At 48.0% G+C, this 26,411-nt stretch carries 28 protein-coding genes; 13 read left to right on the top strand and 15 right to left on the bottom strand.

Annotation, left to right across the window (positions count from 1 at the left end):
* Nucleotides 1-56: 56 nt before the first annotated feature.
* Both KNO78_RS11810 and KNO78_RS11805 read left to right on the top strand, forming a co-directional pair.
* Complete coding sequence (locus tag KNO78_RS11810; RefSeq protein WP_015880457.1) at nt 57-1,610, top strand: ABC-F family ATP-binding cassette domain-containing protein; 1,554 nt, start codon at nt 57-59, stop codon at nt 1,608-1,610.
* A gap of 20 nt (nt 1,611-1,630) precedes the next feature.
* A complete protein-coding gene (locus KNO78_RS11805) occupies nt 1,631-2,755 on the top strand; it encodes a DUF418 domain-containing protein (RefSeq protein WP_074034986.1) in 1,125 nt (374 codons plus the stop codon).
* A gap of 90 nt (nt 2,756-2,845) precedes the next feature.
* Here KNO78_RS11805 and KNO78_RS11800 read toward each other — a convergent pair whose 3' ends face one another.
* The 5 genes from KNO78_RS11800 to KNO78_RS11785 form a co-directional block, all read right to left on the bottom strand.
* Nucleotides 2,846-3,775 carry a manganese-dependent inorganic pyrophosphatase gene (locus KNO78_RS11800; RefSeq protein WP_015880451.1) on the bottom strand — a complete coding sequence of 310 codons (930 nt, stop codon included), beginning with the start codon at nt 3,773-3,775 and terminating at the stop codon, nt 2,846-2,848.
* Nucleotides 3,776-3,870: 95 nt separating this feature from the next.
* Complete coding sequence (locus tag KNO78_RS15650) at nt 3,871-4,005, bottom strand: hypothetical protein (protein ID WP_015880450.1); 135 nt, start codon at nt 4,003-4,005, stop codon at nt 3,871-3,873.
* Between the two features lie 97 nt (nt 4,006-4,102).
* Nucleotides 4,103-4,384, bottom strand: coding sequence for a HesB/YadR/YfhF family protein (locus tag KNO78_RS11795; RefSeq protein ID WP_159563320.1), 282 nt, complete (start codon nt 4,382-4,384; stop codon nt 4,103-4,105).
* A gap of 67 nt (nt 4,385-4,451) precedes the next feature.
* Nucleotides 4,452-5,411, bottom strand: coding sequence for a LacI family DNA-binding transcriptional regulator (locus KNO78_RS11790; RefSeq protein WP_214691325.1), 960 nt, complete (start codon nt 5,409-5,411; stop codon nt 4,452-4,454).
* A gap of 10 nt (nt 5,412-5,421) precedes the next feature.
* Nucleotides 5,422-5,655, bottom strand: a complete 234-nt coding sequence (locus KNO78_RS11785) for a hypothetical protein (RefSeq protein WP_015880447.1) — start codon at nt 5,653-5,655, stop codon at nt 5,422-5,424.
* Nucleotides 5,656-5,900: 245 nt separating this feature from the next.
* Here KNO78_RS11785 and KNO78_RS11780 point away from each other — a divergent pair, with 245 nt between their 5' ends.
* The 4 genes from KNO78_RS11780 to KNO78_RS11765 all read left to right on the top strand — a co-directional run bounded on the left by KNO78_RS11780 (nt 5,901) and on the right by KNO78_RS11765 (nt 10,245).
* A complete protein-coding gene (locus KNO78_RS11780) occupies nt 5,901-7,184 on the top strand; it encodes an NCS2 family permease (RefSeq protein WP_031424359.1) in 1,284 nt (427 codons plus the stop codon).
* A 228-nt stretch (nt 7,185-7,412) separates the two neighbouring features.
* The gene (locus tag KNO78_RS11775) at nt 7,413-8,150 is read left to right on the top strand and encodes a (Fe-S)-binding protein (protein ID WP_074034994.1); all 738 of its coding nucleotides are present in this window, start codon (nt 7,413-7,415) and stop codon (nt 8,148-8,150) included.
* A 2-nt stretch (nt 8,151-8,152) separates the two neighbouring features.
* Nucleotides 8,153-9,553, top strand: coding sequence for a LutB/LldF family L-lactate oxidation iron-sulfur protein (locus KNO78_RS11770; RefSeq protein WP_074037851.1), 1,401 nt, complete (start codon nt 8,153-8,155; stop codon nt 9,551-9,553).
* Nucleotides 9,553-10,245, top strand: a complete 693-nt coding sequence (locus KNO78_RS11765) for a LutC/YkgG family protein (RefSeq protein WP_074034997.1) — start codon at nt 9,553-9,555, stop codon at nt 10,243-10,245. Before KNO78_RS11770 ends, KNO78_RS11765 begins: the two co-directional genes overlap by 1 nt.
* 36 nt (nt 10,246-10,281) lie before the next feature.
* On the opposite strand, the gene KNO78_RS11760 is transcribed toward KNO78_RS11765, so the two are convergent.
* Both KNO78_RS11760 and KNO78_RS11755 read right to left on the bottom strand, forming a co-directional pair.
* Nucleotides 10,282-11,313 carry a DUF4097 family beta strand repeat-containing protein gene (locus KNO78_RS11760; protein ID WP_214691326.1) on the bottom strand — a complete coding sequence of 344 codons (1,032 nt, stop codon included), beginning with the start codon at nt 11,311-11,313 and terminating at the stop codon, nt 10,282-10,284.
* Complete coding sequence (locus KNO78_RS11755; RefSeq protein ID WP_031424354.1) at nt 11,310-11,630, bottom strand: PadR family transcriptional regulator; 321 nt, start codon at nt 11,628-11,630, stop codon at nt 11,310-11,312. Before KNO78_RS11755 ends, KNO78_RS11760 begins: the two co-directional genes overlap by 4 nt.
* 189 nt (nt 11,631-11,819) lie before the next feature.
* Here KNO78_RS11755 and KNO78_RS11750 point away from each other — a divergent pair, with 189 nt between their 5' ends.
* On the top strand, nt 11,820-13,775 hold the full coding sequence (locus KNO78_RS11750) for an ATP-binding protein (protein ID WP_214691327.1): 1,956 nt from the start codon (nt 11,820-11,822) through the stop codon (nt 13,773-13,775).
* A gap of 33 nt (nt 13,776-13,808) precedes the next feature.
* Here KNO78_RS11750 and KNO78_RS11745 read toward each other — a convergent pair whose 3' ends face one another.
* Complete coding sequence (locus KNO78_RS11745; RefSeq protein ID WP_214691328.1) at nt 13,809-14,606, bottom strand: glucose 1-dehydrogenase; 798 nt, start codon at nt 14,604-14,606, stop codon at nt 13,809-13,811.
* 189 nt (nt 14,607-14,795) lie between these two features.
* Between KNO78_RS11745 and KNO78_RS11740 the strand changes: the two genes are divergently transcribed.
* Nucleotides 14,796-16,118 (top strand): hemolysin family protein, encoded by a 1,323-nt coding sequence (locus tag KNO78_RS11740; RefSeq protein WP_236548961.1) that lies wholly within the window; start codon nt 14,796-14,798, stop codon nt 16,116-16,118.
* Nucleotides 16,119-16,317: 199 nt separating this feature from the next.
* Nucleotides 16,318-17,310, top strand: coding sequence for a 5'-3' exonuclease (locus tag KNO78_RS11735; protein WP_031424353.1), 993 nt, complete (start codon nt 16,318-16,320; stop codon nt 17,308-17,310).
* Nucleotides 17,311-17,323: 13 nt separating this feature from the next.
* Here the strand turns inward: KNO78_RS11735 and KNO78_RS11730 are convergent, their stop codons facing one another.
* Complete coding sequence (locus KNO78_RS11730; protein WP_159563312.1) at nt 17,324-18,127, bottom strand: VOC family protein; 804 nt, start codon at nt 18,125-18,127, stop codon at nt 17,324-17,326.
* A gap of 106 nt (nt 18,128-18,233) precedes the next feature.
* Here KNO78_RS11730 and KNO78_RS11725 point away from each other — a divergent pair, with 106 nt between their 5' ends.
* On the top strand, nt 18,234-18,560 hold the full coding sequence (locus tag KNO78_RS11725) for a winged helix-turn-helix transcriptional regulator (protein ID WP_015880434.1): 327 nt from the start codon (nt 18,234-18,236) through the stop codon (nt 18,558-18,560).
* A gap of 63 nt (nt 18,561-18,623) precedes the next feature.
* Nucleotides 18,624-19,631 (top strand): S66 family peptidase, encoded by a 1,008-nt coding sequence (locus tag KNO78_RS11720; protein ID WP_214691329.1) that lies wholly within the window; start codon nt 18,624-18,626, stop codon nt 19,629-19,631.
* A 4-nt stretch (nt 19,632-19,635) separates the two neighbouring features.
* Here the strand turns inward: KNO78_RS11720 and KNO78_RS11715 are convergent, their stop codons facing one another.
* Nucleotides 19,636-20,826 carry a helix-turn-helix domain-containing protein gene (locus tag KNO78_RS11715; RefSeq protein WP_214691330.1) on the bottom strand — a complete coding sequence of 397 codons (1,191 nt, stop codon included), beginning with the start codon at nt 20,824-20,826 and terminating at the stop codon, nt 19,636-19,638.
* A gap of 109 nt (nt 20,827-20,935) precedes the next feature.
* Here KNO78_RS11715 and KNO78_RS11710 point away from each other — a divergent pair, with 109 nt between their 5' ends.
* Nucleotides 20,936-22,189 carry an MFS transporter gene (locus KNO78_RS11710; protein ID WP_214691331.1) on the top strand — a complete coding sequence of 418 codons (1,254 nt, stop codon included), beginning with the start codon at nt 20,936-20,938 and terminating at the stop codon, nt 22,187-22,189.
* 18 nt (nt 22,190-22,207) lie between these two features.
* On the opposite strand, the gene KNO78_RS11705 is transcribed toward KNO78_RS11710, so the two are convergent.
* The 4 genes from KNO78_RS11705 to KNO78_RS11690 form a co-directional block, all read right to left on the bottom strand.
* Nucleotides 22,208-22,504 carry a DUF3817 domain-containing protein gene (locus tag KNO78_RS11705; protein ID WP_159563308.1) on the bottom strand — a complete coding sequence of 99 codons (297 nt, stop codon included), beginning with the start codon at nt 22,502-22,504 and terminating at the stop codon, nt 22,208-22,210.
* A gap of 80 nt (nt 22,505-22,584) precedes the next feature.
* A complete protein-coding gene (locus KNO78_RS11700) occupies nt 22,585-23,091 on the bottom strand; it encodes a DoxX family membrane protein (RefSeq protein WP_074035013.1) in 507 nt (168 codons plus the stop codon).
* A 183-nt stretch (nt 23,092-23,274) separates the two neighbouring features.
* On the bottom strand, nt 23,275-23,688 hold the full coding sequence (locus tag KNO78_RS11695; RefSeq protein ID WP_143180203.1) for a pyridoxamine 5'-phosphate oxidase family protein: 414 nt from the start codon (nt 23,686-23,688) through the stop codon (nt 23,275-23,277).
* Nucleotides 23,689-23,805: 117 nt separating this feature from the next.
* Nucleotides 23,806-24,006: a cold-shock protein gene (locus tag KNO78_RS11690; RefSeq protein ID WP_015880427.1), complete on the bottom strand. Its 201-nt coding sequence runs from the start codon at nt 24,004-24,006 to the stop codon at nt 23,806-23,808.
* A 261-nt stretch (nt 24,007-24,267) separates the two neighbouring features.
* Here KNO78_RS11690 and KNO78_RS11685 point away from each other — a divergent pair, with 261 nt between their 5' ends.
* Nucleotides 24,268-25,866, top strand: coding sequence for a glycoside hydrolase family 55 protein (locus KNO78_RS11685; RefSeq protein WP_214691332.1), 1,599 nt, complete (start codon nt 24,268-24,270; stop codon nt 25,864-25,866).
* Here KNO78_RS11685 and KNO78_RS11680 read toward each other — a convergent pair.
* A complete protein-coding gene (locus KNO78_RS11680; protein WP_214691333.1) occupies nt 25,830-26,336 on the bottom strand; it encodes a flavodoxin domain-containing protein in 507 nt (168 codons plus the stop codon). The genes KNO78_RS11685 and KNO78_RS11680 overlap by 37 nt on opposite strands.
* Nucleotides 26,337-26,411 lie beyond the last annotated feature (75 nt).

Genomic DNA, 26,411 nt, shown 5'->3' with positions numbered 1-26,411 from the left:
ATTCAATTCATGCTACAATATCGGGTAGTTTACTTTGAAAGGAACGAAAACGAATTATGAGTATATTAACGGTACAAAACTTGAGCCACGGCTTTGGTGACCGCGCTATTTTGAACGATGTCTCTTTCCGCCTTTTAAAAGGGGAGCATATCGGTCTCGTTGGAGCGAACGGTGAAGGAAAATCGACGTTCATGAACATCATCACACGCAAACTGCAACCGGATGAAGGGAAAATTGAATGGGCGAAAAACGTCCGTGTCGGTTACCTCGATCAACATGCGGTGCTTGAGCGCGGGATGACGATTCGGGACGTCTTGAAAGGTGCTTTCCAATACTTGATTGACATGGAGACGCGCATCGGCGAACTCTACATGGAGATGGGTGACGCGACACCGGAACAGATGGAAGATATGCTCGCGGAGGTCGGTGAGCTTCAAGAGACGCTCGATTCGAACGACTTTTATATCATTGATGCGAAAGTAGAAGAAGTGGCACGCGGTCTCGGTATTTTAGACGTCGGTCTCGACCGTGACGTCACGGACTTGTCAGGTGGACAGCGTACGAAAGTATTGCTCGCAAAATTGCTTCTCGAGAAGCCAGATATCTTACTCCTCGATGAGCCGACCAACTATTTGGACGAAGTGCACATCGAATGGTTGAAACGCTATCTTCAAAACTATGACAATGCCTTCATCTTGATCTCGCACGATATCCCGTTCTTAAATAGCGTCATCAACTTGGTCTATCATATGGAGAACCAAGAGTTGAACCGCTACGTCGGAGATTATGACAAGTTCATGGAAGTGTACGAGATGAAACGCTCACAGCTTGAAGCCGCCTACAAGCGTCAACAGGCCGAGATTGCCGACTTGAAAGACTTCGTCGCCCGTAATAAGGCGCGTGTGTCGACACGAAACATGGCGATGTCACGTCAGAAGAAGCTCGATAAGATGGATGTCATCGAATTGAGTGCGGAACGTCCGAAGCCAGAATTCCGCTTCTTACAGGCTCGTACGTCAGGACGACTCATCTTTGATGCGAAAGGTCTCGTCATCGGATACGATGAGCCACTCTCACGTCCGCTCGACCTTCAGATGGAGCGCGGTCAAAAGATTGCCCTCGTCGGAGCGAACGGAATCGGGAAGACGACTCTCTTGAAGAGTTTACTCGGCTTGATCAACCCTCTTGAAGGGACAGTCGAACGCGGTGAGTTCCTCGAAATGGGGTACTTCGAACAGGAAGCAGCATCAAGCAACAACACGTGTATCGAAGAGATTTGGAGTGAGTTCCCGTCACTCAACCAACAACAGGTGCGCGCGATGCTCGCGAAATGCGGTCTCATGACGAAGCACATTGAAAGTAAAATCTCTGTCCTCAGTGGTGGGGAAAAGGCGAAAGTACGTCTTTGTAAACTCTTAAACAACGAAACGAACTTGCTCTTACTCGATGAGCCGACGAACCACTTGGACGTCGACGCGAAGGAAGAGTTGAAGCGTGCGTTGAAAGAGTACAAAGGAAGTGTCCTCCTCATCAGTCACGAACCAGAATTCTATGAGGATATCGTCACAGATGTCTGGAACTGTGAGTCGTGGACGACGAAAGTATTTTAATTCAGTAAAGGACGTGTCGTATGGCTGGCCCAATTCAAACGAATGAACGGATTATCTTGTATGACATTATCCGAGGGTTTGCCCTCTGCGGCATTTTCCTCGTCAATATCCCGAGTATGCTCGGGAGCGACTGGATGTCCGGTCGTCCCGACTATTACGGGAGCGACCTGTTCGTTCGCACCCTCTTCGACTTGTTCGTGCAAACGAAGTTTTATACGATTTTCTCCCTCCTATTTGGGATCGGCTTTTCGATTTTCCTCGAGCGCTCATACGCCCGAGGCGAATCGGTCAGTCGTTACATACGCCGGATTTTGATTCTCTTCTTGTTCGGTCTGGCACACCTGGCGATTTGGTCAGGGGATATCCTCCATACGTATGCCATGTGGGGCTTATTGCTTCCTCTCTTTTACGGATTGAGTAACCGTGCGATTTTGACGTGGGCATGGAGTTTATTGATTGGGAGCTTTTTACTGTTCTATGTGTCATCCATGTACTTAGAATTGTCGCTCGGATTTAGGTTTAATGGGGATCCTTTCCCGGCCGTCTTCAATTCTGGATTCGGCCCATGGTTCGACTATCGCCTAGATGAAGAGATTTTTGACATGTTCCAAAACTCATTTTTTGTCGGGGTTGAAATTCTAAGTCTGTTCTTGTTCGGCCTTTATATCGGACGGGAACGGAAACTCCTCACTTGGAGCATCCAAGGACTGACGCAGACAGCTATCATCTGTACGGTAACCGCCCTACCGTTCTTCGCAGTCATTATTTGGCATCACTACGGTAGCGGTGCCGAATATTCGGCGACGAACTCTGCGGCCGTTCTCGTCTCCGGAAAACTACTCGCCACAACGTACATCTGCCTGTTCACCATCGCCGTTCGAAAAGGTCGCACGTTCGCCCCGCTTCAAGCGCTCGGACGAATGGCACTCACGAACTATTTGACACATACGTTGATCATTGTCTTGCCAGTGATCGCACTCGGGGCGTACGGTGCGCTTTCCTTAACCGAAGGTCTATTCCTCAGCATCGCCATTTTGATTGCGCAGTCGTTCTTCTCGATGTGGTGGCTAAAGAATCACCGTTACGGACCGTTTGAGAAACTATGGCGTCTCGGAACATACGGACGACAAACAAAATCATCCTAAGATTGGACTTCATTGTCCGGTCTTTTTTTAAATAAAAACTGCAGACGAGCATACGTCTGCAGTTCCGCTCGAGGCCATGGCTTCGAGTTTTTATTTTGTTGCCGCTTCCGTTAAGAATGGCACGATTTGCTTCTTACGTGAGACGACGCCAGGAAGTGTCGCCAATCCGTTTTGAAGGGTCACGTTGAACGCTTGTTCGAAGAGTTCGGGTTTTGGTCCGACAACGATGGCTTCCGAATCGTTCGTCAAAATGTTCGTGATGGCGAATACGAACAAGTCTAAGTTTTTCGCCGCAACCGTGTTGGCAATCGCCGCCTCGACTTCCGCTTTACGGTTCAAGACATCATTCGCATCGACCGTGTTCACTTGTGCGATTTCGACACGATAGTCGCCCATCGCGAATTCTTTCGCATCGAGTGAGATGAGTTCTTCAATCGTTTTTTGGCTAAGGTCCGCACCGGCTTTGAGCATCTCAAGACCGTATGTTTCTGCATCGACGCCAGCAATCTCCGCAAGTTCTTTCGCTGCTTTGATATCTTCATCTGTGCATGTCGGCGATTTGAAGAGAAGCGAGTCTGAGATGATGGCGGAAAGCATTAAGCCGGCCATATCCGCTGCGATTTCGACACCATGCTCTTTATACAACTTCAACAAGATTGTCGCCGTACATCCAACTGGCTCCGCACGATAGTAGAGCGGGTCTGCCGTTTGGAAGTTTGCGATACGGTGGTGGTCGATGACCTCAAGGATTCGCACGTCTTCAATCCCGTCCGCACTTTGCTGGAACTCGTTATGGTCGACCAAGATGACTTCTTCCGCCTCACCTTTCACACTTTCAATCAAGCGTGGTGCTTTCACACGGAAGTGATCGAGCGCATATTGTGTTTCACCGTTCACTTCACCGAGACGAACCGCCTCTGCGTCCATCCCTAATTTCTTTTTCAACTCGGCATAGGCGAGCGCTGACGTGATTGTGTCGGTATCTGGATTTTTATGTCCAAAGACTAGTACTGTACTCATGTCTCATTCTCCTCACTAAATAGTTTTCCCTTATCCATTATAACGCCCACGGCATTTCTTTCAATTCCCAAACAAAAAGAGCCGTGTCTCGGCTCTTATGCTTGTTCATCTTCATCTGTCTCTTCGAGGTCAGAATGATCTCCTTTTGAATCTTCTTCATGGGAGATGTCCGGCTGATCTCGCTTCAACTTTTCTTTTTCTTCTTGTTCACGCTTTTCTTTGTCTGACATATGGTGTCATCCTTTCGAAAATCCGACTTGTCGTAATCTGTTCCCCTAGCTCGATTTCGTCAAACGACATTTCATCAAACGTAAACAAACTGAAACGTCAGGCCTGCACGAAGACGATTTCTTCTCCGCGGAGCTCGACCTTCACGTCTTGTCCTTGGAATAACCATTCGTCTTGTTCTGCCACAACGAAGCGAATCCCATCTGCCTCTGTCTCAACAGCAGCATTGTTCACATCTTCTGTGATGACCCCGACAGAAAAACCGTGCGTCAAGTCTGTCGAACCCCCATATTTTGCAAACAAACGAACCGTTTGACCTGCTTCAACTTCCATCTCTTGTTTGAACCATTGGAGCGCTTCTTCTGTTACTTGAATCTTCATAACATCTCCTCCTCTCGACTACTCCTTTCATTCTAAACGTTTCAAAAGAGTCGAGCGAGGAAGTTGCCTAAAGTGTTGTGCCAACTTGATAGCTCACCGTCATGCCATGCGTTTCCGGTTGAGCACCGTTCATCTCAGCGAGCGTCGTTTCAAATAAGCGTCGCCCGATTTCTTCATTCGGTGAGAGCATCGTCGACAGTCCGAATGCATGACCGATTGGATGTCCGTCAAACCCGAGCATGGCGACTTCCTGAGGAATCTTGATGTCTCGCCGTTGCATCTCTCCTAAAAATCCGAGGGCGACATAATCAGACGAGAAAAAGAGCGCTCGAGGACGCTCTTTTTGAGAGAGGAACGCTTCAGCTAACCGAATGCCGTCCTCACTCGTCAAATAGCCCGTCCAAATCCATTGCTCACGCGCATGCGCTACTTCATCGAAATAGGCTTGCTGACGCGCAAGGGAACTCGGACTATGGCTTCTTGACAAGATGATACCAATCTCTTCATATCCATGTTCCTTCAAGACATGAATACCTGATACGAACGACGCGTAATGATCGACATGTATGGACGAGATCGTCTCCGGTGCGCCGACGGTCGCCACAGCGATTGGCCCGTACGCACGATACGTCTCCATTTCCTTAAAGGACATCTCGTGAGACAAGACGATCGCCCCATCGACTTCGCGATGTTTCAATAAATCGAGTGCTTGTCGTTCCTCGCTCAATTTATACTCCGTCTGCCACATGACGAGCCGGTAATCGTGCTCGAGCGCCGCCTTGGCGAGTCCATTGACGAAGAGACCGTAATACGGGTGATCCATATAAGGTAAGATGACGACGACACGTTGTGTTTTCCCCGTCGACAACGTCAACGCCTGTTGATTTCGCAAATACCCGAGTTCTTTCATCGCTTCATGAACACGGGTCCGTTTTTCTTTCGATACGTACGGATGCTCGTTCAACACACGCGAGACCGTCGTCACCGATACGTCAGCGTGCTTCGCGATATCTCGAATGTTTGCCATTCATCTCACCTCAACTTGTCAGTCTTTGCATATAGTGTACCCACTCTGCTTGCTGACTGTCACCTCTTTCGACGACTTGACAACGAATCGCTTGAACGAGACGGAAGCGCTCTTCTAACGGTAAATGAAGAAACTCTTCCTGGAAACGGGTACACAACATTTTTCCAAACGGTGTATACAACTGATTGATGACGAGCTCGTATACGATTCCACTGCACCATGTCTTCCACGTTGTCGGTTTCATATCGGTTCCCCTCCCTTTGTCTATACCGTATCTTCTGAAACGCGTTTCAGAGCAAGCATCTTTTTTAAAAAAATTTATTTCCGAACATTATTTGTCTTCAACTTTCATTTTTCATGTTTTTTACTCAAAACAATTGACGGGAATCAAACATTTTTGTATAGTCATCAAGTTGATAACGTTAATTTAATCATTTTTTTTAATTAATGTTCGGAAATAGACCGAAATAAGGAGTTTTATCGATGAATATCTTTCAATTAAAACAACATGGAACGAATGTTAAACAAGAAGTGACTGCTGGAATCACAACGTTCGTGACGATGGCGTACATCTCTGTCGTCAACCCAGCGATTCTATCCGACGCAGGGATTCCGTTCGCACAAGCATTCACAGCGACAATCATTGCCATCCTCATCGGGACAGGCTTGATGGCGTTTTATGCGAACTTACCAATCGCCGTGGCGCCAGGAATGGGGCTCAACGCATTCTTCGCTTACACGCTCGTCGCTCAAGAACAGATTGCCCCGTCTGCCGCGCTCGGCGTCGTCTTCGTCTCGTCTGTCTTCTTTTTAATCTTGTCGCTCTCTCCAATTCGGACGAAGTTGATTCAAGCGATTCCGACTTCGTTGAAGCATGCCATCACGACCGGAATCGGTCTTTTCATCGCTTCACTCGGATTAAAACTATCAGGTTTGATCGTTGCTGATGAAGCAAACTTGGTGCGTCTCGGTGACGTGTCTTCTCCAGAAGTACTACTTGTACTCGGTGGTTTGATCGTCTCGGCACTTCTCTTTTCACGAAACGTACCCGGTTCTTTACTCATCGGGATGGTACTCACGGGGATTGCAGCATACTTCATGGACATCTTAAAAATCGATGGTGTCACGGCGATGCCGACACTTCCCGAGGGACTCATGGTCAACCCCGTGACGGCATTTAGTGATGTCATTCAATACGGTTTGTTCGGTGCTGTCCTCTCGTTCTTCCTCGTCACGCTTTTTGATACGACAGGTACGCTTGTCGGTGTCGGAAAACAGGCAGGTCTCTTAAAAGAGGATGGAACAATTGAGAATGGTCACCGTGCACTCTTTGCCGATTCACTTGCCACAATGGGTGGATCACTCGTCGGAACAAGCCCGTCTACGGCATACATCGAGTCTGCTGCCGGTGTCGCGCAAGGTGGACGTACGGGGCTCACAACGGCCGTCGTCGCCGGATTGTTCGGATTGACACTCTTCTTCAGCCCACTTATCGGTGCCATCTCTGGCGTAGCGGCAATCACAGCTCCTGCACTCATCATCGTCGGGGCACTCATGTTGACGAACGTCCGGTACATCGACTGGAGCGACTTCAGCGAATACTTCCCGGCTTTCATGACGATTTTGATCATGCCTTTGTCAGGAAGCATCGAACGCGGCATCGCCTTCGGGTTCATCTTGTACCCGATCTTCAAAGCGATGAACAAAGAGACGGTTCATCCGCTCATCTACTTGTTCGGCGCACTCTTCATCTTGGAAATGTTCTTCCTATAAATTTGATACAAGATCCTTGTTCTATGACGAGGATCTTTTTCTGTTATACGTTCTCCTTAGCTGTTTTATATCAGAAAAGAGATGAATATCTGTTCAGTGAGATATATTATCAATTAGACAGGATTTTACAAATAAATCAGTTTTTCTCCCCATTTTTCTGTCACTTTCCTACGCTTTATGAAATAATGACGTTGAAATCGCTATCATCAGAAGAAAGAAGGAATGGCTATGCCGAATGTAGCTTTATTCGTCACTTGTTTATCTGATACGTTGTTTCCATCCGTCGGACAAGCGACAGTCGAACTACTCGAACATTTAGGGTGCGAGGTGACGTTCCCCTTTGAGCAGACATGCTGTGGGCAGCCTGCCTACAACAGCGGCTATCATGAGGAGACTAAAAAGGTTGCCAAGCACATGATTGAAACGTTTGAACAAGCAGATGCAGAATATATCGTCGGACCATCGGGGTCGTGTGTCATGATGATGCGCGACTACCCTCATTTGTTCCAAGATGATCCAGTATGGGGTCCTCGCGCTGAAGCGCACGCCGCCAAAACGTTCGAACTGACGCAGTTCATCGTCGATGTGCTCGAAGTCACAGATGTCGGTGCCAAGTTTCCCGCCAAAGCGACCTATCACGCGTCTTGTCATATGACTCGCCTCCTCGGAATCGAAGCGGCTCCCGGTAAGTTGCTCGGAAACGTCGATGGACTGACGATGGTTCCCCTCGCGAACGTACATAACTGTTGTGGGTTCGGCGGGACGTTCTCCGTCAAGATGCCAGACGTGTCGGTACAAATGGTAGATGAAAAAGTCGATTCCATCTTACAGTCAGGCGCAGAGGTGTTGATCGGAGCGGATGCGTCATGTCTGATGAACATCGGCGGACGTCTTCATAAACAGGGACATCCGATTAAAGTGATGCATATTGCCGAAGTCTTGAACGAAGGAGTGAAGCAAGCATGAGCATGGGGATTCGATTGGATGAGAAGTTTCAAGATCGACGAAAAGATGGAATCGAAGATGCGTTCATGCGGCAGGCCGTCAGTTCGGCTCAAAACCGTCTACGGGATGGCCGGTTAAATGCTGCAGGTGAACTCGGGGACTGGGAATCGTTTCGCGACCATTCGGAAGAAATTCGTCAACATGTGCTGGAACATCTGGATTATTACTTATATCAATTGAGCGAGAATGTCTCAAAACGTGGTGGAAGCGTCTTTTTCGCGGAGACACCGGAAGAAGCGAACCGCTACATCCGGGAAGTCGTTCGGTCGAAGCAAGCCAAACATGTCGTGAAATCGAAATCGATGGTCACGGAAGAAATCGGCTTGAACGAAGCACTTCAGGAAGAAGGATGTACCGTCGTCGAGTCCGACCTTGGGGAATGGATTTTGCAACTCGACGAAGACCCACCGTCTCACATTGTCGCCCCGGCTCTGCATAAAGACCGCGACGCTGTCCATGAGACGTTCACTACTCACGGCTATACCGGTTCAAACGATCCGACTGAACTCGGTCGTTATGCGCGTCAAGAACTGCGCAAAGACTTTTTGAAGGCAGAAGTCGGCATCACCGGCTGCAATTTCGCCATCGCAGAGAGTGGAGCCGTCGGGCTTGTGACCAATGAAGGGAACGGACGCATGGTGACGTCGCTTCCTGATACGGTCATCTCTGTCATGGGCATGGAACGCGTCGTCCCGTCTTATGAAGAGTTCGAGGTGCTCGTCAACATGCTTTGTCGAAGCGCGGTCGGTCAGCGACTCACGTCATACATCACGACATTTGCCGGGACGCGCGCGGTCGGTGAAGTCGATGGACCAGAAGAGTTCCATCTTGTCATCGTCGACAACAAGCGTTCTGGTATTCTCGGGACACAGTTCCAATCGGTGTTGCAATGCATCCGCTGCGCGGCCTGTATCAACGTCTGTCCCGTCTATCGCCATATCGGTGGTCACGCGTACGGGTCAATCTATCCAGGTCCGATTGGTGCCGTCTTGGCTCCGCTTCTTGACGGATACGAGAACTATAAAGAACTCCCCTATGCGTCGAGTCTCTGTGGCGCCTGTACGGAGGCGTGTCCTGTAAAGATTCCGCTGCATGAGCTGTTGATTGAACATCGACGCGTCATCGTAGAGGAGAAAAAGCAATCACCTTTCGTGGAGCGGATTGCGATGAAAGGATTTGCCGTCACGGCTTCGAGTCCATTCTTATTCGAAGCAGCGGAACATGTCGCACCGTTTGCGACATCACCGTTCGCCACCTCGGGTCAGATTGAGAAAGGGCTACCGGCTTGGACGGACTCGAAAGACTTGCCGCAGCCGAACAAACAGACCGTCCGAGATTGGTTCAAGAAACGGGGGAATGCCTGATGAATCCTGGTACAATCACAAACCGTGAGGACTTTCTACAACGAATCGCCAAGCAACTCGGTCGTGAGGTCAAGCTCACGCCGCCAAAACGGGAATATACACATCGTCCGCAAGATGAGGTGTTGAAAGGCGCGAGTGAAGAAGAGCTGCTCGAGACGTTCCGCATGGTCGCGACCCGAATCCATACCGATTTGGTGGAATGTGAATCTGCGAAGCTTGATGATACGCTTCGCCTCTTGATTGAACGCTATCATGGCGCACGGATTCTCGCAGAAAACGATGAGCGAATTTCCGCTTGGGCACCTGCAACAAGTGAGACGTTTGATTGGTGGGATTCGTCACAACCCGAAGCGAGTCGAGAGCTGGCCATTCGAGCGGACATTGGCATCACGATTGCGGATGCGGCATTTGCGGAAAGTGCGACAATCGTCCAATATGCGAAGCCTGGTAGATCACGGACAATCAGTCTGTTACCGCAAGACCATATTGCAATCATCCCGAAATCTGTCCTTGTTCCACGTATGACGCAAACGGCACAACAACTTGCCACACTCGACCGAGACGGTCTCCATTCCCCGAACGGTGTCAATTTCATCTCTGGTCCCTCGAACTCGGCCGACATCGAGATGAACCTCATCGTCGGCGTTCATGGTCCTGTTAGAGTCGCCTATGTGTTGGTACATGATTTATAAGTATAGCCCCTCCATCGATCGATGGAGGGGCTATATTCATCCTGATACGGTGACGCTCCCATTTGAGCTCGTTAATTTCACTTCAATCGATCCGTCTCCAAATACGCACTCTTTCGACCGCTCTCCAAACACATCAACTTTCCCGTTTCGTGACTTCGCACGAATCGTCACATCTTCCGGACGTTCATCGACATGTAAGTCAATCTTCCCATTGTTCGTCTTCAAGCGAATCGGTGCTTGAATCGCTTGTACGGAACAATCTATCCGTCCATTAGAAGTTTTGGCATCGACCGCTCCTGTGACGTGATCGACATCGATTCGACCGTTCGAGGAATGGATGTTGATCCGCTCGAGCTGAGAATGTTTCGCTTCGACACGACCGTTTGAGGAATGAAGCTCCCAATCGTGACCGTGACAGCTTGATGCGAGCACTTTTCCGTTCGATGTGCGCAGGACACCATGACGTGCTTGAATGTGATGTGCGACGATTCGACCGTTCTCACTCTCCACGTGGAACCGTTCCGCTTGGAGATCTTGTACATCACTCGAACCGTGACGATTTTTCAATTGAATCTGATGATAGGCGTGATGAGGCAATTCAACCCGAAGTACAGGTGCCTTTGACCCAAACCATGAGAACAGGTCAGAAAGACCGAAACGACGTTCGGATTCAATCCGTATCTCTAAAGTGTCCCCCACGATATCCATGACGACCCCATGATCAGTCTCCGTCTCAAGCGTCGCATACGCATAACCGTCTTGTGATGGGGTGACGAACACTTGCGCATTTTGAACTTGAATGAGGACGCTTTGGAAGGCTACCGCCGAGCTTTTGACAACCGCAGGCGGTCGCGTCGAGACCGATTCTTCAATATCGACAGAGGCGAGCAATTCCGATGCGAGTATGCTCGGTTCCCCTAACTCACGTGCCAATTCTTCGTCACTTCTTCCTTCTAATCGACCACTCGTGAAATATTCCGATACGTCTCGTAAAATATCAAGCCGATCTTTCACCTTCACGTTCATCAATAATTGTTCGAGCTCTGACAAGTACTGTTCTTCATTCATCTGTCGTCTCCCCCTCGGATTAAGTCATTGACACCGTTCGTGAATACGTTCCATTCCGTTCGCAATTCAACTAAGTGTTTGCGGCCCTGTTCCGTAATTTGATAGTACTTCCGTGGAGGGCCTTCTCCAGACTCCATTAAATACGTCGTGAAATAGCCCTCTGTCGTCAATCGACGCAACAACGGATAGACCGCACCTTCTGAAATGGCCACTTTGGCCGAAATCGCCTGAACGAGCTCATACCCATAGCGGTCTTGTTCCGCGACAAGTGCTAACACACACAGGTTAAGTACGCCCTTTTTGAATTGAGGATTCATCATCCCACCCCCTACTATACATAGAACAATAGCATACTATCTACTACTGTTCAATAAATAATAGCGTTCATTTCCTTGATTTCTCAATATCTAGCATCTGAAGAGTTGAATCTGTACAATGAAAGAACGACACTCGTAGGATATTAGTCACAGTCGGAATGTTCATCATTCTAGGAAGGAACGGTCTTTATGAAGTCATGGATTGACCAACGGATCGGGAGACAATTTTTATTCGTCTTCTACTTATTCATCGGACTGATCCTCCTCACGTCGCTTGCCGTATATGTGTATACGGAAAACCAAATCGAACAGACGACGTCATCGCTCGAGAACATCAGTGAACGGCGCACGAATGCGACCGAATTGTTCGAGACATGGCAGTCGATGCAATATGAAATGCGCGGATATGTCCTCCTTGGGGATGACGCGATGTTAGAACGTGTGCAAGATAAACAAGTCTTGATTGACGAACAGACCACTTGGTTCGAGCAGAATGCCGTAACCGAGAAAGAAAAAACGTACGCGAGCGATGCGCGTACGCTGTTTGTCGCGTATCAGGAACGTGTCATGCCGAGCCTCGAACGTTATGTAGCAGGAAAACGGGACGGTAGTGTAACCGAACCCTTCTTAAAGATGCCGACGCTCGGGAAAGTGAATCCTCAAAAAGACCCACCGGCAGATCGTAAATTCAAAATCAATTCGAAAAGTGCCGCGGATATGAGTGCGAGCATCGTCGATATGGAGAGCGTCTTCACGGAATACCGGAACTCACTGAACGCAGAAGAGGATGGGCTCCGTGCTCAGCTTGCGACCCATACGAAGTGGGCACAAGCTCTTTGGCTCCTCTCTTTACTCGGTGTTCTCTTCATTCTCTTTATCGTCGCCCGTCCATATGTGAGACGCTTAACTGGTCAACTGCAGGAGTTGATCGAAAACAGTAAGCGCCTTGCCGGAGAGCGACAGCCGATGACACCGGCGGCCGCCCAATCTAAAAATGAAGTCGGGCAATTGACAACATCATTCCGGCAAATGGCTACATCTCTCACGGCACAACGCTATCGGATTGAAGAGGAGCGTGAGAAGACAGCGCGCCTCCTTCACTCGATTCGCGATGCCGTCATCTATGTCGAACACGCAACAAGTGAGAAAGTAGCAAACCAAGCGTTGTTTGTCTTATTCAATCAACCGATTACGCAGCGAAATGAAGTCGATTTATACCGTTTAGACGCTAGCCTTGAGGAGCTCGGACTGCAGGTCGACCAAAAGGATGCCTTTTTCGCGTTCATGGAACGATCATTCGATGGACAGTGTAAAGAAGAGAGCGTCACGTTCTCGATGAATCAGGAAGAGCGCTTCATTCAAATGTATGCGGAGAAGATTTACTTGCGAGGGACACGTCATGGGACGATGCTCGTTTTCCGTGACGTGACGCACGAGACCGAAGTCGACCGTCTGAAAACCGAACTCGTTTCGACCGTCTCTCACGAACTCCGGACTCCGCTCACAAGTATCATTGGATTCACTGAACTTCTTCGTTTCCGAAAACTTTCATCTGAACGTTCCGAAAAATATTTAGGAATGATTCATCAAGAGACATTGCGTCTTGAAGACTTGATTTCGAACTTGCTCGATGTACAACGGATGGAGTCTGGACAACAGACGTACCATAACGAACCAGAGCGTCTGTCTGCTATTCTTGAGCAAGCGATTTCGGTGCATCAAGGCTCAAGCCAACATCATCACATCACGTTTGATTGCACGGAAGACGTCTATGTATACGGAGACCGGACGCGACTCAATCAACTCTTCATGAACCTCCTGCACAACGCCGTGAAGTATTCGCCTCGTGGTGGTGAAATCAATGTCCGTGTCACATGTGAACGACCGGATTGGATTGACATTTCAATTGAAGATCACGGCATCGGGATTCCCCAAACCGCGCTACCAAAATTGTTTGACAAGTTTTATCGCGTCGACAATTCCGCCAGTCGAAAAATCGGGGGGACCGGTCTCGGTCTCGCAATCTGTAAAGAAATCGCCGAAGGTCACGGTGGAACGATTCACGCCACATCGAATATCGGCAAAGGCTCCATTTTCACGGTCAGTCTTCCCAAGTTGGATATGACCAATCAAATGAGTAGCTAAACGAAAAGAGGGTGCATCATCGCACCCTCTTGTTTATTGGACTTTGTTCTCTGGACCAAATGACGGATAGAGCGAAAGCCCACCGTCCGCAAAGATGGTTGTCCCCGTCACATAGGACGACTCATCCGACGCGAGCCAAGCGGCAACGGCTGCGATTTGTTCCGGTTTCCCGATGACGTGAGATGGGATGAGCGCTTCTAATCCCTTCTTCTCTTCCGGGTCGCTCATCGTCTCTTCGTTGATTGGTGTATCAATCGCCCCAGGTGCGATCGCATTGACACGAATATGGTTAGGTGCATACTCGAGTGCGACGGATTTCGTGAACATTTTCACGCCACCTTTGCTGGCTGCGTAATGTGTATAACCTGGACGTGGGATGACTTCGTGAACAGAAGACATATTGATGATGTTCCCCTCGATTTCATGCTCCACGAAGTATTTTAAAGCAGCACGAACACCAAGGAACGTCCCGTTCAAGTTGACGTCGATAATCTGCTTCCAGTTATCAAACTCCATCTCATGTGTTTTTGCCTCGACTTGAACGCCGGCGTTATTCACGAAAATATCCATCTTTCCAAACTCAGAGATGGCTTTCTCAATCATCTTCTCGGCGAGTCCTTCTTCCGCGACATCTCCTTTCACGGCGACGGCTTTCCCGCCAGCTGCCTCGATGCCACGGATGACTTCCTCCATCTCTTTTTCACTGTTGCGGTAATTCAGGACAACGCTCATCCCTTCTTTTGCGTAACGCTCCCCGATGGCACGACCGAGCCCCTTCGAGCTGCCCGTGATGACCGCGACTTTGCCTTTTAACTCTGGATAGTTTGCCATGTCAATTCCTCCTTCATCTTCTCGGGTTTAGTTCCCGCATTCCCCTCTTCATCAAACATGATTGGCTGCATTTTGAATATTTGAAACAAATCAACTATACTGAAACAAACTATTCGTTTTCAGGAAACGCCTGAAAGACGTTTGATCTTATACTCAATGGAGGTGACTCCCCGATTTTTGGGGGAATTGTTGGACAGTCCCATGTTACTCAGCTTACTCGTCGTTGCACTTTTAATCTTTTTGACTGCCTTTTTTGTGGCAGCCGAATTTTCAATTGTGAAAGTGCGTGGCGCTAGACTCGACCAGCTCGTGCTCGAAGGAAATAAGAGAGCGGTCAGCGCGAAAAAAGTCATCGAGAATATCGACGACTCCCTTTCTGCCTCTCAGTTCGGAATCACGCTTTCTGCACTCGGCCTTGGATGGATTGGTGCCGATCAAATCGAAGCGTATATCCACACTCTGGTCGAACAATTGAACATATCGCCATCTCTCGTGACATTCTTGTCGTTTTTGATTGCCTTCTTATTGATTGCGTTCGTCCATGTCGTCATCGGTGAACTCGTGCCAAAGACACTTGCAGTTCATGAAGCGGAAAAACTGACGCTCCTCGTCGCACGTCCGCTCTACGTCTTCACAAAAATTTTCTATCCGTTTATTCGGGCCTTGAACAGTATGGCTCGAATCACACTTCGCTTATTCGGGGTACAGACGACAGCGCAAGAAACGGCACACTCGGAAGAAGAACTGAAAATCATCATGACGGAAAGTTTCCGTAGCGGTGAGATCAATGAAAACGAGTTGGCTTATGTACAAAATATCTTCTCCTTTGACGAACGGATCGCCAAAGATGCCATGGTCCCACGAATGAACATGGTGACAATCGATGAAGAAGATACGATTGAAGAAATCATTGCCGTTGTCGAAGAGCATCAGTATACACGCTATCCCGTCACACGAGATGGCGATCGCGATGACGTTCTCGGATTCGTGAATGCGAAACAGCTCTTCACTGCTCAACTTTCAAAAAATGATGCACCGTTCGAGTCGTTCATTCATCAATTGCCGCTCGTCACCGAGTTCACGCCACTTCAAGAAGCGATGGTGAAAATGCAAAACGCGCAGACGATGATGTGTCTCGTCATCGATGAGTACGGCGGGACGGCAGGACTGTTGACGATTGAAGACATTTTAGAAGAAATCGTCGGCGAGATTCGAGACGAGTTCGATCGAGACGAACAGGCTGAAATTACAGAAGTCGCTCCGAAACATTATCGCCTTTCGGGACTCGTTTTAACGCAAGAACTCGAAGAGCGGTTCGGCATCGAAATCGAAGATGACGTCGATACGGTCGGTGGATTCGTTTTATCACAAAAAGCGAATGCCCGAACAGGCGAGCGCTTCCTTTTACCTGGCAACCATGAACTGATTGTCAGTGAAGTCGATAACCACCGCATCGTCTTTGTCGACTTGATTCTCGCCTCTCACGAAGAGGAAGAACCATTATCTGAATGATGCTTTCTTTAAACCCTTCTCCGAAATATGGAGAAGGGTTTTTCACGTTTGCACCGAACTGTCGCTATATTTTCGCCTCTTCCCGTGATATACTGCACATATGTTGCTTATTTGAGTGTCACCCACTCAATGACACAACATCACCGAAACATGGCGAGATGTTCGGTTTAAACAGAAAGAAATAGAAAGAAGGTTACGCATGGAACGCAAACTATTTTTGATTGACGGTAACTCCATGCTGGCCAGTGCTTATTATGGTGCCGCCGCGAGCCGAACGAAAAAAGGACGCGAGGTATCTAAAAACGATCGGAGTGCCGTCATCGGAATGACCGGCCTCATCCGGACGATTCTACGCAGACATCGTCCGACTCATTTTGTCGTTGTTTGGGACGTCTCACGTGAAACATTATGGCGTCGAGAACTGTACCCAGGCTACAAACGTCGCAGACGTCAAACACCGCCTGAATTAAAAGCGCAGATGGAACTCATGCGCCAACTGCTTGAGGATAGTGGAATCCCACAATTCCAAGTAGAAGGGTATGAAGGGGAAGACTTGATTGCCCACATCGCCCGTAAATTCAGTTGCAGTGCCCCTGTCGTCATCATGACAAAAGACAAAGACTTGTTACAGCTTGTCAGTCCACGAATCACCGTTTGGTTACAGACACAGGAGCTTCAGCAAATGCAGGCTCGCTGTGACATTCGTGATAATCGTCCGTTGCCACTCAAGCGTCATTTAGAAATTCGACCAGAAGAGATTGCGGCGCTATACGAAGGATTGAAACCGAAGCAACTGTCAGCCGTCAAAGCGTTGACAGGAGACCGTTCTGACGGAATCCCTCCAGTTGCTGGACTGGATGAAAGTCAATCGGTTCAACTCATCAAACGATTCGGTTCGCTCGATAAGCTGTATTCTGCCTTGAGCATCAAGGGTGAAAAACGACAACAAGTAAATGAAACGATCGCGGCACTGACGTCAGAGGAGGTGCCCCGTAACTTGAGACGAACACGCAAAAAAGCAGAGCGCAATATGGAGCTCGTTCGCCTCGATGTCACGGTGCCGGCACTTGAACATTTGAAGCTAGCTCACCTTGAGCTCAGCCTCAATCCTAAACGAGTCGAGCAAGCGTATCAAAAACGCGGACTTCGTCTCTCGTTTAATGCAGGTCAGAAGAAAACATCCGCACGTTAAAAAGAACGAACGCTCAAGCGTTCGTTCTTTTAATATGCACGGTAATCCCGTCTTCATCGGTCAACGACCATTCAGACGATGTTCCGCCTAACGCCTGGTTCGTCTCTTCATTGACGAGAAGCGTCCATGCTTCGATTCCGGTCTCCATTCCCACAGGATCGCTCGGACGGGCCCACACGTTCGTTCCGATGTGATGGTGGTAGCCATCAGCTGCTAGGAAAAGTGCGCCTGGATAAGAATCCGTCGTAATGGAGAAGCCAAGCCGATCATGATAAAAACGTTTCGCCGCCTCGATTGAGCGTACTTTAAAATGCACGTGCCCCATCGTCGTTCCGATCGGTAAACCAGTAAACGACCGATTGGCTGCCGCTTGAAGCATCGATTCATAGTCGACAGGCTCGGTCGCCATTTTCACATGGCCGTTTGCCTCGTACGTCCATTGGTCCTTCGGGCGGTCGGCATACAATTCAATCCCGTTTCCTTCTGGATCGCTCAAGTAGAAGGCTTCACTCACGAGATGGTCGCCTTGCCCCACTTCGATGCGTCGCTCAATGAGATGTGCCAACATGCTTCCTAACTCTACACGGTTCGGGAACAGAATAGCTAAATGGAACAAGCCTGCCGCCCGTGGATTGGTTTTCGCTTGCGGGACACTGTGCAAGATGACAAGCGGACGTTCCTTCGTACCGAGTGTAATGAGCTCTTCGCTCTCTTCTAAAATACTCATCCCAATCACGTCTACGTAAAATCGTGTCACCTGTTCAATGTCACGGACTCGAAGCGTTACCGGACCGAGTTCGATTTTTTCGATTTTCATATATTATCACCTCCCCTTCACTATACCCGCTCGGTCGATGTTACAGAAGTAGGCACAAAAAGGTGGTATAGTTACTTCAACGATACTATTGGAAAGGAAGAGCGACGTGACTAACATAACAAGCTGTGAAGTCGATACGGCACTCGAACTGATTACAGGAAAATGGAAACATTCCATCCTCCTCGTGTTGATCAATGGAGATACATTGCGTTTCAGTGAGTTGAAACGCGCGTTACCAAAAATCAGCCAAAAGATATTGACCGCACAACTCCGCGACTTAGAAGAACAGGATATCGTCATCCGGACCGTCTATCCAGAAGTTCCACCTCGTGTCGATTATCGCTTAAGTGAGTACGGGAAAACACTGATTCCGATTCTCGAAGCGATGAACGAATGGGGAATGCGTCATGCCGAACGGATGCGCTCTAATTAGTTGTCCACATGTGGATAACCCATTTTTTCTACTGAACATATCACTTATCCACAGGAGGTTGTCATGATTCGTTATCCACAGTTAACCGGTCATCAAATTGGTGTCACCGCCCCTTCGTCAGGTATACCAGAAGAACTGCACCATCTATTGCATCAAGCGGAACATAAGTTTTCCAATCGAGGGTTCACATTGCAATTCACTCCGAATGCGTGGAAACAACGATTTGGGAAGTCCGCTCCGGCTCGAGTCCGTGCACATGAACTGACATCTCTACTTCAAGATGACAATGTCGACTTGATTGTTCCGCCCTGGGGTGGGGAACTCTTAATGGAAATCCTCGATCACATCGAGTGGCAGTCCTTGTCCGCAAAATGGATGCTCGGTTATTCGGATACGAGTCTATCACTTTTTGTGTATACGCTAAAAACCGGAATCGCCTCCGCCCACGGTCCAAACTTAGTCGACTTGCGTGCCGATATGTGGGACGAGACGAGTTCACGCTGGCTCGATGTATTGTCGACGCGGACCGACGAAACGGTCATCCAACGCTCGTCCGAGAAGTTCCAAAACGAATGGCAGCATGATAATCCGACGCCACATCTGTTTCATCTGACGGAGACGACCGAATGGAAAGCGATCGGTGGTCAAAACGCAACGGGGCGCTTGCTCGGTGGATGTCTCGATGTGCTCTTACATACAATCGGGACACCGTATGGAGACGTCAAGACGTTCCAACGCGATCACCTGAACGATGAACCGATTCTTTGGTATTTTGAGAACGCTGAGCTGAACGTCCCAGCATTAAAAAGGACCCTTCTTCAAATGAAGTGGGCCGGTTGGTTTGAGCAGACGTCGGGCATTCTATTTGGACGGAGTGACGCCCCCTCTGTGCATCAAGACTATACGGTCGAAATGGTATATGAGGAGCTTCATCATATGTTAGAAGTTCCTATCTTTTTTGATATCGATTGCGGACACGTACCCCCTCAGATGACACTCGTCAATGGGGCCCACGCTTCTGTACAAGTCGAGCATGGCAAAGGAACATTGATTCAAACGTTCAAGGGCTGATTCGTCAGCCCTTGATTTGTTGTAGCAATGTCTCTAAACGTTTGCGAAACAGTCCTTGCGGGAATTCAGCTACTTGTTCTTCGATGACTGGCACCCAGTCATCCCCACATCCGTTCAATGTTCCCCTTAATAAACCTTCGTAGTAAATCGCGATATCGACTAAGCTATGTGTTTTCCACTCATCTCTGTTTTCCCATAATGCCAATAAACACTCTCTTCCCATTTCCGTTTCCCCTCGAAAAGCGTAGTACACACCTTTCGCCATCGAAATCGCTGCTATAAATGGTTCGACATCTGTCGTGAGAGATTCCATCAATTTGATGTTCTTTCCTAATAGTTTGACATGTCGATATTCCATCGCATAGAGCGCTTCAGAAAGTGCCACTTTGATTTCAGCCAAACGATCTTCCGTGAATTGAATATATTGCTTCGCCTTTTGTAACGACTCATGAATTTTCTTCTCATCGTTCAAATAGAGCGCGCAAATCGAAATGGTGCGATACACGTCGTCCGCACGGTAGTAGATTCTTGTCCGTGTCATATACTCGAGCACGTCTTCAAGCTGTCGAATTGCCCCTTCTAAATCCTCATCACAAAGAAGATTCTTAAATACAATTAACATGGCATATTCAGTTCGTGTCTTTGTTTTCATATATTTTGCATCAAGTAGTTCTATCGCTTCAATCCGTTCAATCGATTCCTCGTAGCGGTTCCACATCAATAAATAATAAGCCTGGCTAATTCGTCCCATCGCCAATTCTTCGGACTCACCTAGCTTCTCAAAAATCTCAATCGCGCGGTCATAGTAAGCTAGTACTCTCTCATTCTCGCCCTCTTGAAAGTACGTATCACCGTACAGCATATATGCTTTTCCTTGCCACACGGAGTTCATTTCTTCCTGTAAGTAAGGCTTGAGCATTTCCCGAATTTTTTGATCCGGTAGTGAAATGAGTTGCATCTCCTCAAATTCTAGCTTCTCCACCAGCGACTGTAGTTCGACCTCTTTTGGATCGGTCAATAACTGTTGCATCGAGACATCTAATCGACTGGCAAGTTCTCGTAAACTGCGCATCGATGCCTCTGCTTTTCCGTTCTCAATCATACTGAGCATCGATTTTGTGACAATCCCTTCCGCCAGCTGCGTCTGAGTCATTTTTTTCTGTTTTCGCAATGCTTTAATGCGCTCACCAATCATATGTCACCTCAAAAAGTTAAATTATATTGAACTTTATATTTACAATTCACTTCGTTGCCTTTATGATAATGTTAAATCACATTTAACTAATTTGCAAAGGAGTGTTTCTATGAAGTTTCTCTCTTCAAATCTATCAATTTTACTGCTCGGTAAATTCATGTCGTTATTCGCATCCAACTTATTTACGTTTGTGGCGGGACTCACGGTGTTGACGACGACCGGATCTGGGCTCCAATTCGCCTTCGTTCTCCTCGCAGGTACATTACCCCGTGTGCTTCTATCCCCATTCGCCGGCGCTTATGCAGACAAACTTGACCGAAAGCGAGTCATCATTAGGATGGAGTCTTTGAACGGAGGATTATTTTTACTCGCAGGTGTTGGAAGCTTACTTTGGACGTTTGAAGCACCCGCTTTTTACGTCATCACATTCTTCTTAGCGATCGTTTCCACTTTCTTATCGGTCACGTTATCAAGTTCGATTCCTCTTTTATTTGAGGAAGATGAACTGCAACGCGCCAACTCTCTCATTCAAAGTATCATCTCCATTTCAAGCATCGGCACCCCGCTTCTTGCCGGGGCCCTGTTTAAACTCATACCGATTCCAGCGTTTTTATTCAGCTCAGCCCTATTCTTCATGATTGCCGCCTTGCTTGCTTCCCGACTCGCATTTCATCAGAAAGAGATTGCGCCAACCGAACAATCGACCTGGGAAGATGTACGGTCTGGTCTGTCTTACTTGAAACAACAAAGAGTCTTGTGGACAGTTGCTGTCCTCGCCGCATTTTTGAACTTCTTCTTCGTCGCATCGGAAGTGTTGTTCCCGATTGCAGCGTTACAGGAAGTCGGTGTGTCCCCGTTTCAATTCGGACTCCTTGAAAGCATGGTCGCCATTGGTTTTTTAGTCGCTTCCTTACTTCATGCCTTACCGTTATTCAAAATCAAACATCGCTTAGCAACGATGCGATCCGCGTTGACCATTCTTAGCGTTCTGTTCGTCGGACCCGCCATTCCATTATATTTTAACTTCAACGTCCTCACGTCAATTTTCTTTTTCGCGGTCTTCGCTTTATTGAGTGGTTTCTTGATCGTACGTGTCAACATCCCGATTCAATTGTTCCTCCAAACGAATACGGATCCGAACTATTTAGGGCGCGTCATCGGTGTGCTCGAATCACTCGCGATGGGGATTACGCCGATTGGATTTATCCTATTCGGGGTATTGAGTGATCTCGTCTCTGTTGCCCATCTCTACACCGCTTGTATGGTGGGTCTACTCATCTGCACGTTCGTCCTCACGTACCGAATACGTCATGACATTCGAGCAGAACGAGATGCAGCTCAGTCAATGGATCGCGTATCATAAAAAAAGACATCGAACGAATCAGTTCGATGTCTTCTCTGTTGACGGGAGTACCCGTTTTTCTAATAAAAATGGTCCGAATGGGATAACCGATGCCATGACAGCAAGCGTCAAAACTTTGAATCCCCAGCGCAAGCGCCATGCCATGTACATCGCCGCGAGCACATACGCAACAAATAAGAAACCATGTGCTGCACCAACGATACTGACCGCGAGTGGAATACCAGCCATATATTTCAACGGCATCGCGATGAACAGTAATAACAAGAAGGATACACCTTCTGTGTAGCCAAGCCATTTAAAATGAGTCGTAGTCATATGCGTTCTCCTTTATTTCTGTAGGCTATGTCTATCGTAGCCGAAACGTGAGAGGTTTGTCACAAGAGAACGCATAAAAGTTACGAGGCTATTTGACGATTTGGTGAACGATGCAATACTTTCGTGTCGACAAAACGGCGAAGGAACAACCCGTCGACCCCAATTTTTCCAGCGTTATGACCGGCAACTAAAATCAAGACAGATACGATCAACATCGTTGGGTTCGTACTGACTGTTCCTGATAGTAAGAACGCCATGTTCATGACGAGTCCGAAGAACGCTGCGCTACGTGTGAGGGCACCGAGCAATAATCCTAAGCCTACCAAGAATTCACCGTAAGGAATCAGGACATCGAATAGCCCGGCGTTTGGAATCGCAAAGTTTTCTAGGAATGCAGCCCACCATCCAGCAACGGCCGGATGTTCTCCAGAAGCGAGTGACACCGCATTGTTTAAGAATCCTTCTGTTCCAAAACCTCCCGTGATTTTACCCCAACCTGCCGTTAACCAATGATAACCGAGCCATACACGTAACACCGTCAAGATCGCTGTAGCGATGTTATGATTTTGCCAAAATTTCGTGAACATCATAATTCCTCCCTTTCAAGAAGTTAAATAAATGTATAATGTGATTACATTCACAATATACCATTCATGTTCACTATTTCACATATGTATTTTCCTTTGTTCATGATTCGTCCATATGTACGCCATATTCTATTCACATTCATCCACAAAAAAAGACACCTGATTTAGGTGTCTTAGAAGAGATTATAGTGTCACTTCTTGTGGTGGTTGACCTTTCTTGTTCATCACGCGCATCGATTCCGGTTCGATTTTAAGGATCACAAGCTTTGGATCGTCCGGACCATCGAACCATCCTTCAAGTTTCTCATTCCATACTTTCTCTTTCATCGATTCATCATCCGACACGGTCGCTTTACCGAGGATTTCTAAGTAAGTGTCGCCCACACCATCTCCATCGTAGCCGATTAAAATATGCGTATATGGATTCTTTTCTAGTTCTTCTACTTTATCTGTATCGTTAGAGGTTGCTGTGTAGAGTGTGAAATCATCATGGAAAAATGTCATATATCGACTGTGGGGTTTCACCTTATACACGGTCGCCATCGTCCCGACATTGCTACCCTCTAGAATTTTTAACGCTGTGTCTTTTGCACTCATTCCAAATTCCTCCTTCATGATTTGTCGCTCGTATACTGTTCCCTCAAACTATGGGATTAAACACAAAAAAACCTGCTCGCCGATGCGAGCAGGTATCATATTCCTTAGAAAGGAAGATTAGATTTTTTCAACGTTAGAAGCTTGTGGTCCACGAGCTCCGTCAGTGATTTCGAAAGTTACTTCTTGGCCTTCTTCAAGTGTTTTGAAGCCGTCGCCTTGGATTGCTGAGAAGTGTACGAATACGTCGTCTCCGCCTTCCATTTCGATGAAGCCGTAACCTTTTTCTGAGTTAAACCATTTTACTTTACCTGTGTTCATGAATGAACCCTCCTGAAATAAACGCTATGCGTTATAGTAGTGCCTTACTAGAAAAAACTTGACCAAAAAAAATACAAGCCTCTGGATTATCTAATGAAAAATAATCCCAAGCACTTGTGAATTATGATTCCAGCTATTCTTAATTAAGCACATATTGAATATAACACGACTAGATGTTTCTGTCTAGTAAATACTTCTGATTGCTAAAAAACAAGGTGAAACGGGTACATGCTAGAGAAGATGATGCTAGGAGGATTTATAATGAAAAACATTAAGGACCCACACGCAATCGCATCGATGATTGCCTCTCATTCCGATTGGTCGGAAGAAGACCTCATCCAACAAACACTTGAATGGCACCGTGCTACACGGGAAGCTTCTTACTTTGAGCAACAACAATCTATCCCGTGTCGAATCCCATTGACGGAACGGATCACCCCTGTCCGCACGTCCTTTCCGCTCGAGCAAGTCGACGGCATCGTTCGTCCCGTCTGGATGCGTCGGCTCGATGCCGAATATTTGAATTTACTGCAGACGACGAAACAATGTGTTGATGTGACGGACTATGGTGCTGTCGGAGATGAAAAAACGGATTGTACCCTCGCCTTTCGACTCGCCATCCGCTCGAACCGTCGTGTCTTTGTCCCAGCAGGCGTTTATATCGTTCGGGGTATTCGTCTACCTTCCAACTGCGTGCTCGAAGGCGCAGGACAAGACGTCACGATTCTCAAACTGTCCGATCGTGCACCGAGACATCGACGATTGTTACGAAACGCCACGCCTTTCGCAGGAAATCATCATATCGAGGTATGCCACCTGACGCTCGATTGGAATGTCGCGCGCTTAGGGGATGTGAAACGGACGACGAGCGGTGACACGACATCGAGCGCCTTGACGTTTGCCCATGTGACGTATGGATGGGTGCATCATGTGATAGCCAAAAATGCTGGGCTCCATGCGTTCGACATCACGTCTCCGCACTATCATTACTTAGGGGACGGGCTTCGCGCGGCAAACGGGAGCCGATATATCCATCTCGATCATCTCGAGGCGACGAATTATGGGGATGACGGAATCACCACACACCATAGTGATGCCATTTATATTACCAACTGCTATTGTCATCATCCTCACGGTCGAACACACGCCTTAGGGTTCTCAAACTCAAATGGGATTGAGATTGATGACGGTTCGCGGCACGTCACACTCGTTCACAATAGAACGGAAGGCTGCTTTGGAGGCATCGAAGTAAAAGCACATGGGACCTCATCTGCCGCACACGACGTTCATATCTTCGGCCATCTTTCGGTGCATGACAATCGTTCATTTAACTTCCGTCACATCGGTCATCATTTAGCAGACGATCCGAACTCAGAGACAGCCCGCTTCCTATCAGGCACAAACTTAGTGTCCGTCGAGCCGGTTCACAGTTCACTCTATACAAAATCCTCACCACGAAGCCTGGTTGTATCGGCCTATCAGGACGTCTTGATTCATGGTTTGACTGCAATCGGCGACCCGACCTACGATTACGAACAACATCCGGCACTTGCGATCCAATACAAATCGAGACGCGTTCAACTGAAACGAATCGCCGTGCGCGGGTTTACCACAGCCCGAGCCGACCTCGAACTATTTGGGGGAGATAACCGCACCGATGAAGTGACTATCGATGCCTTACGATGCCAAGAATCTGCACCTATCGCTCTAAAAATCGGTCGTCACCTCGAACACCTTGCTCTTCATCAGATTGAAGGGCAGAAAAAAAGCGGAGATGTACTCATCTCCACGAAAAGCCCGATTGATGTGCATGATTTACTCGCTCAAGGATTTTCAGACCGGGTGCGCTCAGACGTTTGAGCTTCTTCCACGAGTTGATTCAGTTTGGCGTCATCGAGTTGAAGTGAACTCTCTTTTTGTTTGGCCATCATGCGAACGATTGCTTTGTCTAAAAAGCCCATTCGTTCAAAGTCGTACCCGCTCCCGACGACCTCGACGAAATAGGCATGTTCGCGCAGCGTGTCACGATAGGCTTCTTCTAGCTCGCGAATCCGTTCCGACTCTGTCGGTGTCCCGGCACACAAATATAAAGCGAGGGGATGCTCAAGCAAGTGTGCTTCGTGAAGCGTCAACCATTCCTTCATCTCGTCTTGGATCGTGCCCATTCGAATTGAGCTCCCGACGATGACGTGATCTACCATCTCCCACGTGACGTTCGGCTCTTCTACGATATTTTGGACACGAACGTCACCCGATAGACGTTCAGCGAGTAAAGCCGCCACTTTTTCACTCGTTCCATATCTGGAAGAGTACGCGATTAAAGTACCCATGTCGTTCCCTCTTTTCATGTCAGACGTTACTTACACTATTCCCGAATCATCGAGAGAAGATACGTATGCACTTAA

It is taken from the genome of Exiguobacterium sp. s132 (genome assembly GCF_018617235.1).
Classification (GTDB): Bacteria; Bacillota; Bacilli; order Exiguobacteriales; family Exiguobacteriaceae; genus Exiguobacterium; species Exiguobacterium profundum.
The sequence above is the reverse complement of the archived record's forward strand: the minus strand, read 5'-3'. Positions and strand labels throughout refer to the sequence as shown.

What these genes read in the sequence shown, in the direction of transcription:
- KNO78_RS11750 (WP_214691327.1), top strand. Translation starts at nt 11,820, where the DNA reads ATGAAGTCATGGATTGACCAACGGATCGGGAGACAATTTTTATTCGTC.
- KNO78_RS11700 (WP_074035013.1), bottom strand. Translation starts at nt 23,091, where the DNA reads ATGTTCACGAAATTTTGGCAAAATCATAACATCGCTACAGCGATCTTG.
- KNO78_RS11795 (WP_159563320.1), bottom strand. Translation starts at nt 4,384, where the DNA reads ATGAAGATTCAAGTAACAGAAGAAGCGCTCCAATGGTTCAAACAAGAG.
- KNO78_RS11715 (WP_214691330.1), bottom strand. Translation starts at nt 20,826, where the DNA reads ATGATTGGTGAGCGCATTAAAGCATTGCGAAAACAGAAAAAAATGACT.
- KNO78_RS11770 (WP_074037851.1), top strand. Translation starts at nt 8,153, where the DNA reads ATGGGGATTCGATTGGATGAGAAGTTTCAAGATCGACGAAAAGATGGA.
- KNO78_RS11775 (WP_074034994.1), top strand. Translation starts at nt 7,413, where the DNA reads ATGCCGAATGTAGCTTTATTCGTCACTTGTTTATCTGATACGTTGTTT.
- KNO78_RS11695 (WP_143180203.1), bottom strand. Translation starts at nt 23,688, where the DNA reads ATGAGTGCAAAAGACACAGCGTTAAAAATTCTAGAGGGTAGCAATGTC.
- KNO78_RS11685 (WP_214691332.1), top strand. Translation starts at nt 24,268, where the DNA reads ATGAAAAACATTAAGGACCCACACGCAATCGCATCGATGATTGCCTCT.
- KNO78_RS11720 (WP_214691329.1), top strand. Translation starts at nt 18,624, where the DNA reads ATGATTCGTTATCCACAGTTAACCGGTCATCAAATTGGTGTCACCGCC.
- KNO78_RS11800 (WP_015880451.1), bottom strand. Translation starts at nt 3,775, where the DNA reads ATGAGTACAGTACTAGTCTTTGGACATAAAAATCCAGATACCGACACA.
- KNO78_RS11805 (WP_074034986.1), top strand. Translation starts at nt 1,631, where the DNA reads ATGGCTGGCCCAATTCAAACGAATGAACGGATTATCTTGTATGACATT.
- KNO78_RS11690 (WP_015880427.1), bottom strand. Translation starts at nt 24,006, where the DNA reads ATGAACACAGGTAAAGTAAAATGGTTTAACTCAGAAAAAGGTTACGGC.
- KNO78_RS11735 (WP_031424353.1), top strand. Translation starts at nt 16,318, where the DNA reads ATGGAACGCAAACTATTTTTGATTGACGGTAACTCCATGCTGGCCAGT.
- KNO78_RS11680 (WP_214691333.1), bottom strand. Translation starts at nt 26,336, where the DNA reads ATGGGTACTTTAATCGCGTACTCTTCCAGATATGGAACGAGTGAAAAA.
- KNO78_RS11790 (WP_214691325.1), bottom strand. Translation starts at nt 5,411, where the DNA reads ATGGCAAACATTCGAGATATCGCGAAGCACGCTGACGTATCGGTGACG.
- KNO78_RS11730 (WP_159563312.1), bottom strand. Translation starts at nt 18,127, where the DNA reads ATGAAAATCGAAAAAATCGAACTCGGTCCGGTAACGCTTCGAGTCCGT.
- KNO78_RS11745 (WP_214691328.1), bottom strand. Translation starts at nt 14,606, where the DNA reads ATGGCAAACTATCCAGAGTTAAAAGGCAAAGTCGCGGTCATCACGGGC.
- KNO78_RS15650 (WP_015880450.1), bottom strand. Translation starts at nt 4,005, where the DNA reads ATGTCAGACAAAGAAAAGCGTGAACAAGAAGAAAAAGAAAAGTTGAAG.
- KNO78_RS11810 (WP_015880457.1), top strand. Translation starts at nt 57, where the DNA reads ATGAGTATATTAACGGTACAAAACTTGAGCCACGGCTTTGGTGACCGC.
- KNO78_RS11755 (WP_031424354.1), bottom strand. Translation starts at nt 11,630, where the DNA reads ATGAATCCTCAATTCAAAAAGGGCGTACTTAACCTGTGTGTGTTAGCA.
- KNO78_RS11760 (WP_214691326.1), bottom strand. Translation starts at nt 11,313, where the DNA reads ATGAATGAAGAACAGTACTTGTCAGAGCTCGAACAATTATTGATGAAC.
- KNO78_RS11705 (WP_159563308.1), bottom strand. Translation starts at nt 22,504, where the DNA reads ATGACTACGACTCATTTTAAATGGCTTGGCTACACAGAAGGTGTATCC.
- KNO78_RS11785 (WP_015880447.1), bottom strand. Translation starts at nt 5,655, where the DNA reads ATGAAACCGACAACGTGGAAGACATGGTGCAGTGGAATCGTATACGAG.
- KNO78_RS11710 (WP_214691331.1), top strand. Translation starts at nt 20,936, where the DNA reads ATGAAGTTTCTCTCTTCAAATCTATCAATTTTACTGCTCGGTAAATTC.
- KNO78_RS11765 (WP_074034997.1), top strand. Translation starts at nt 9,553, where the DNA reads ATGAATCCTGGTACAATCACAAACCGTGAGGACTTTCTACAACGAATC.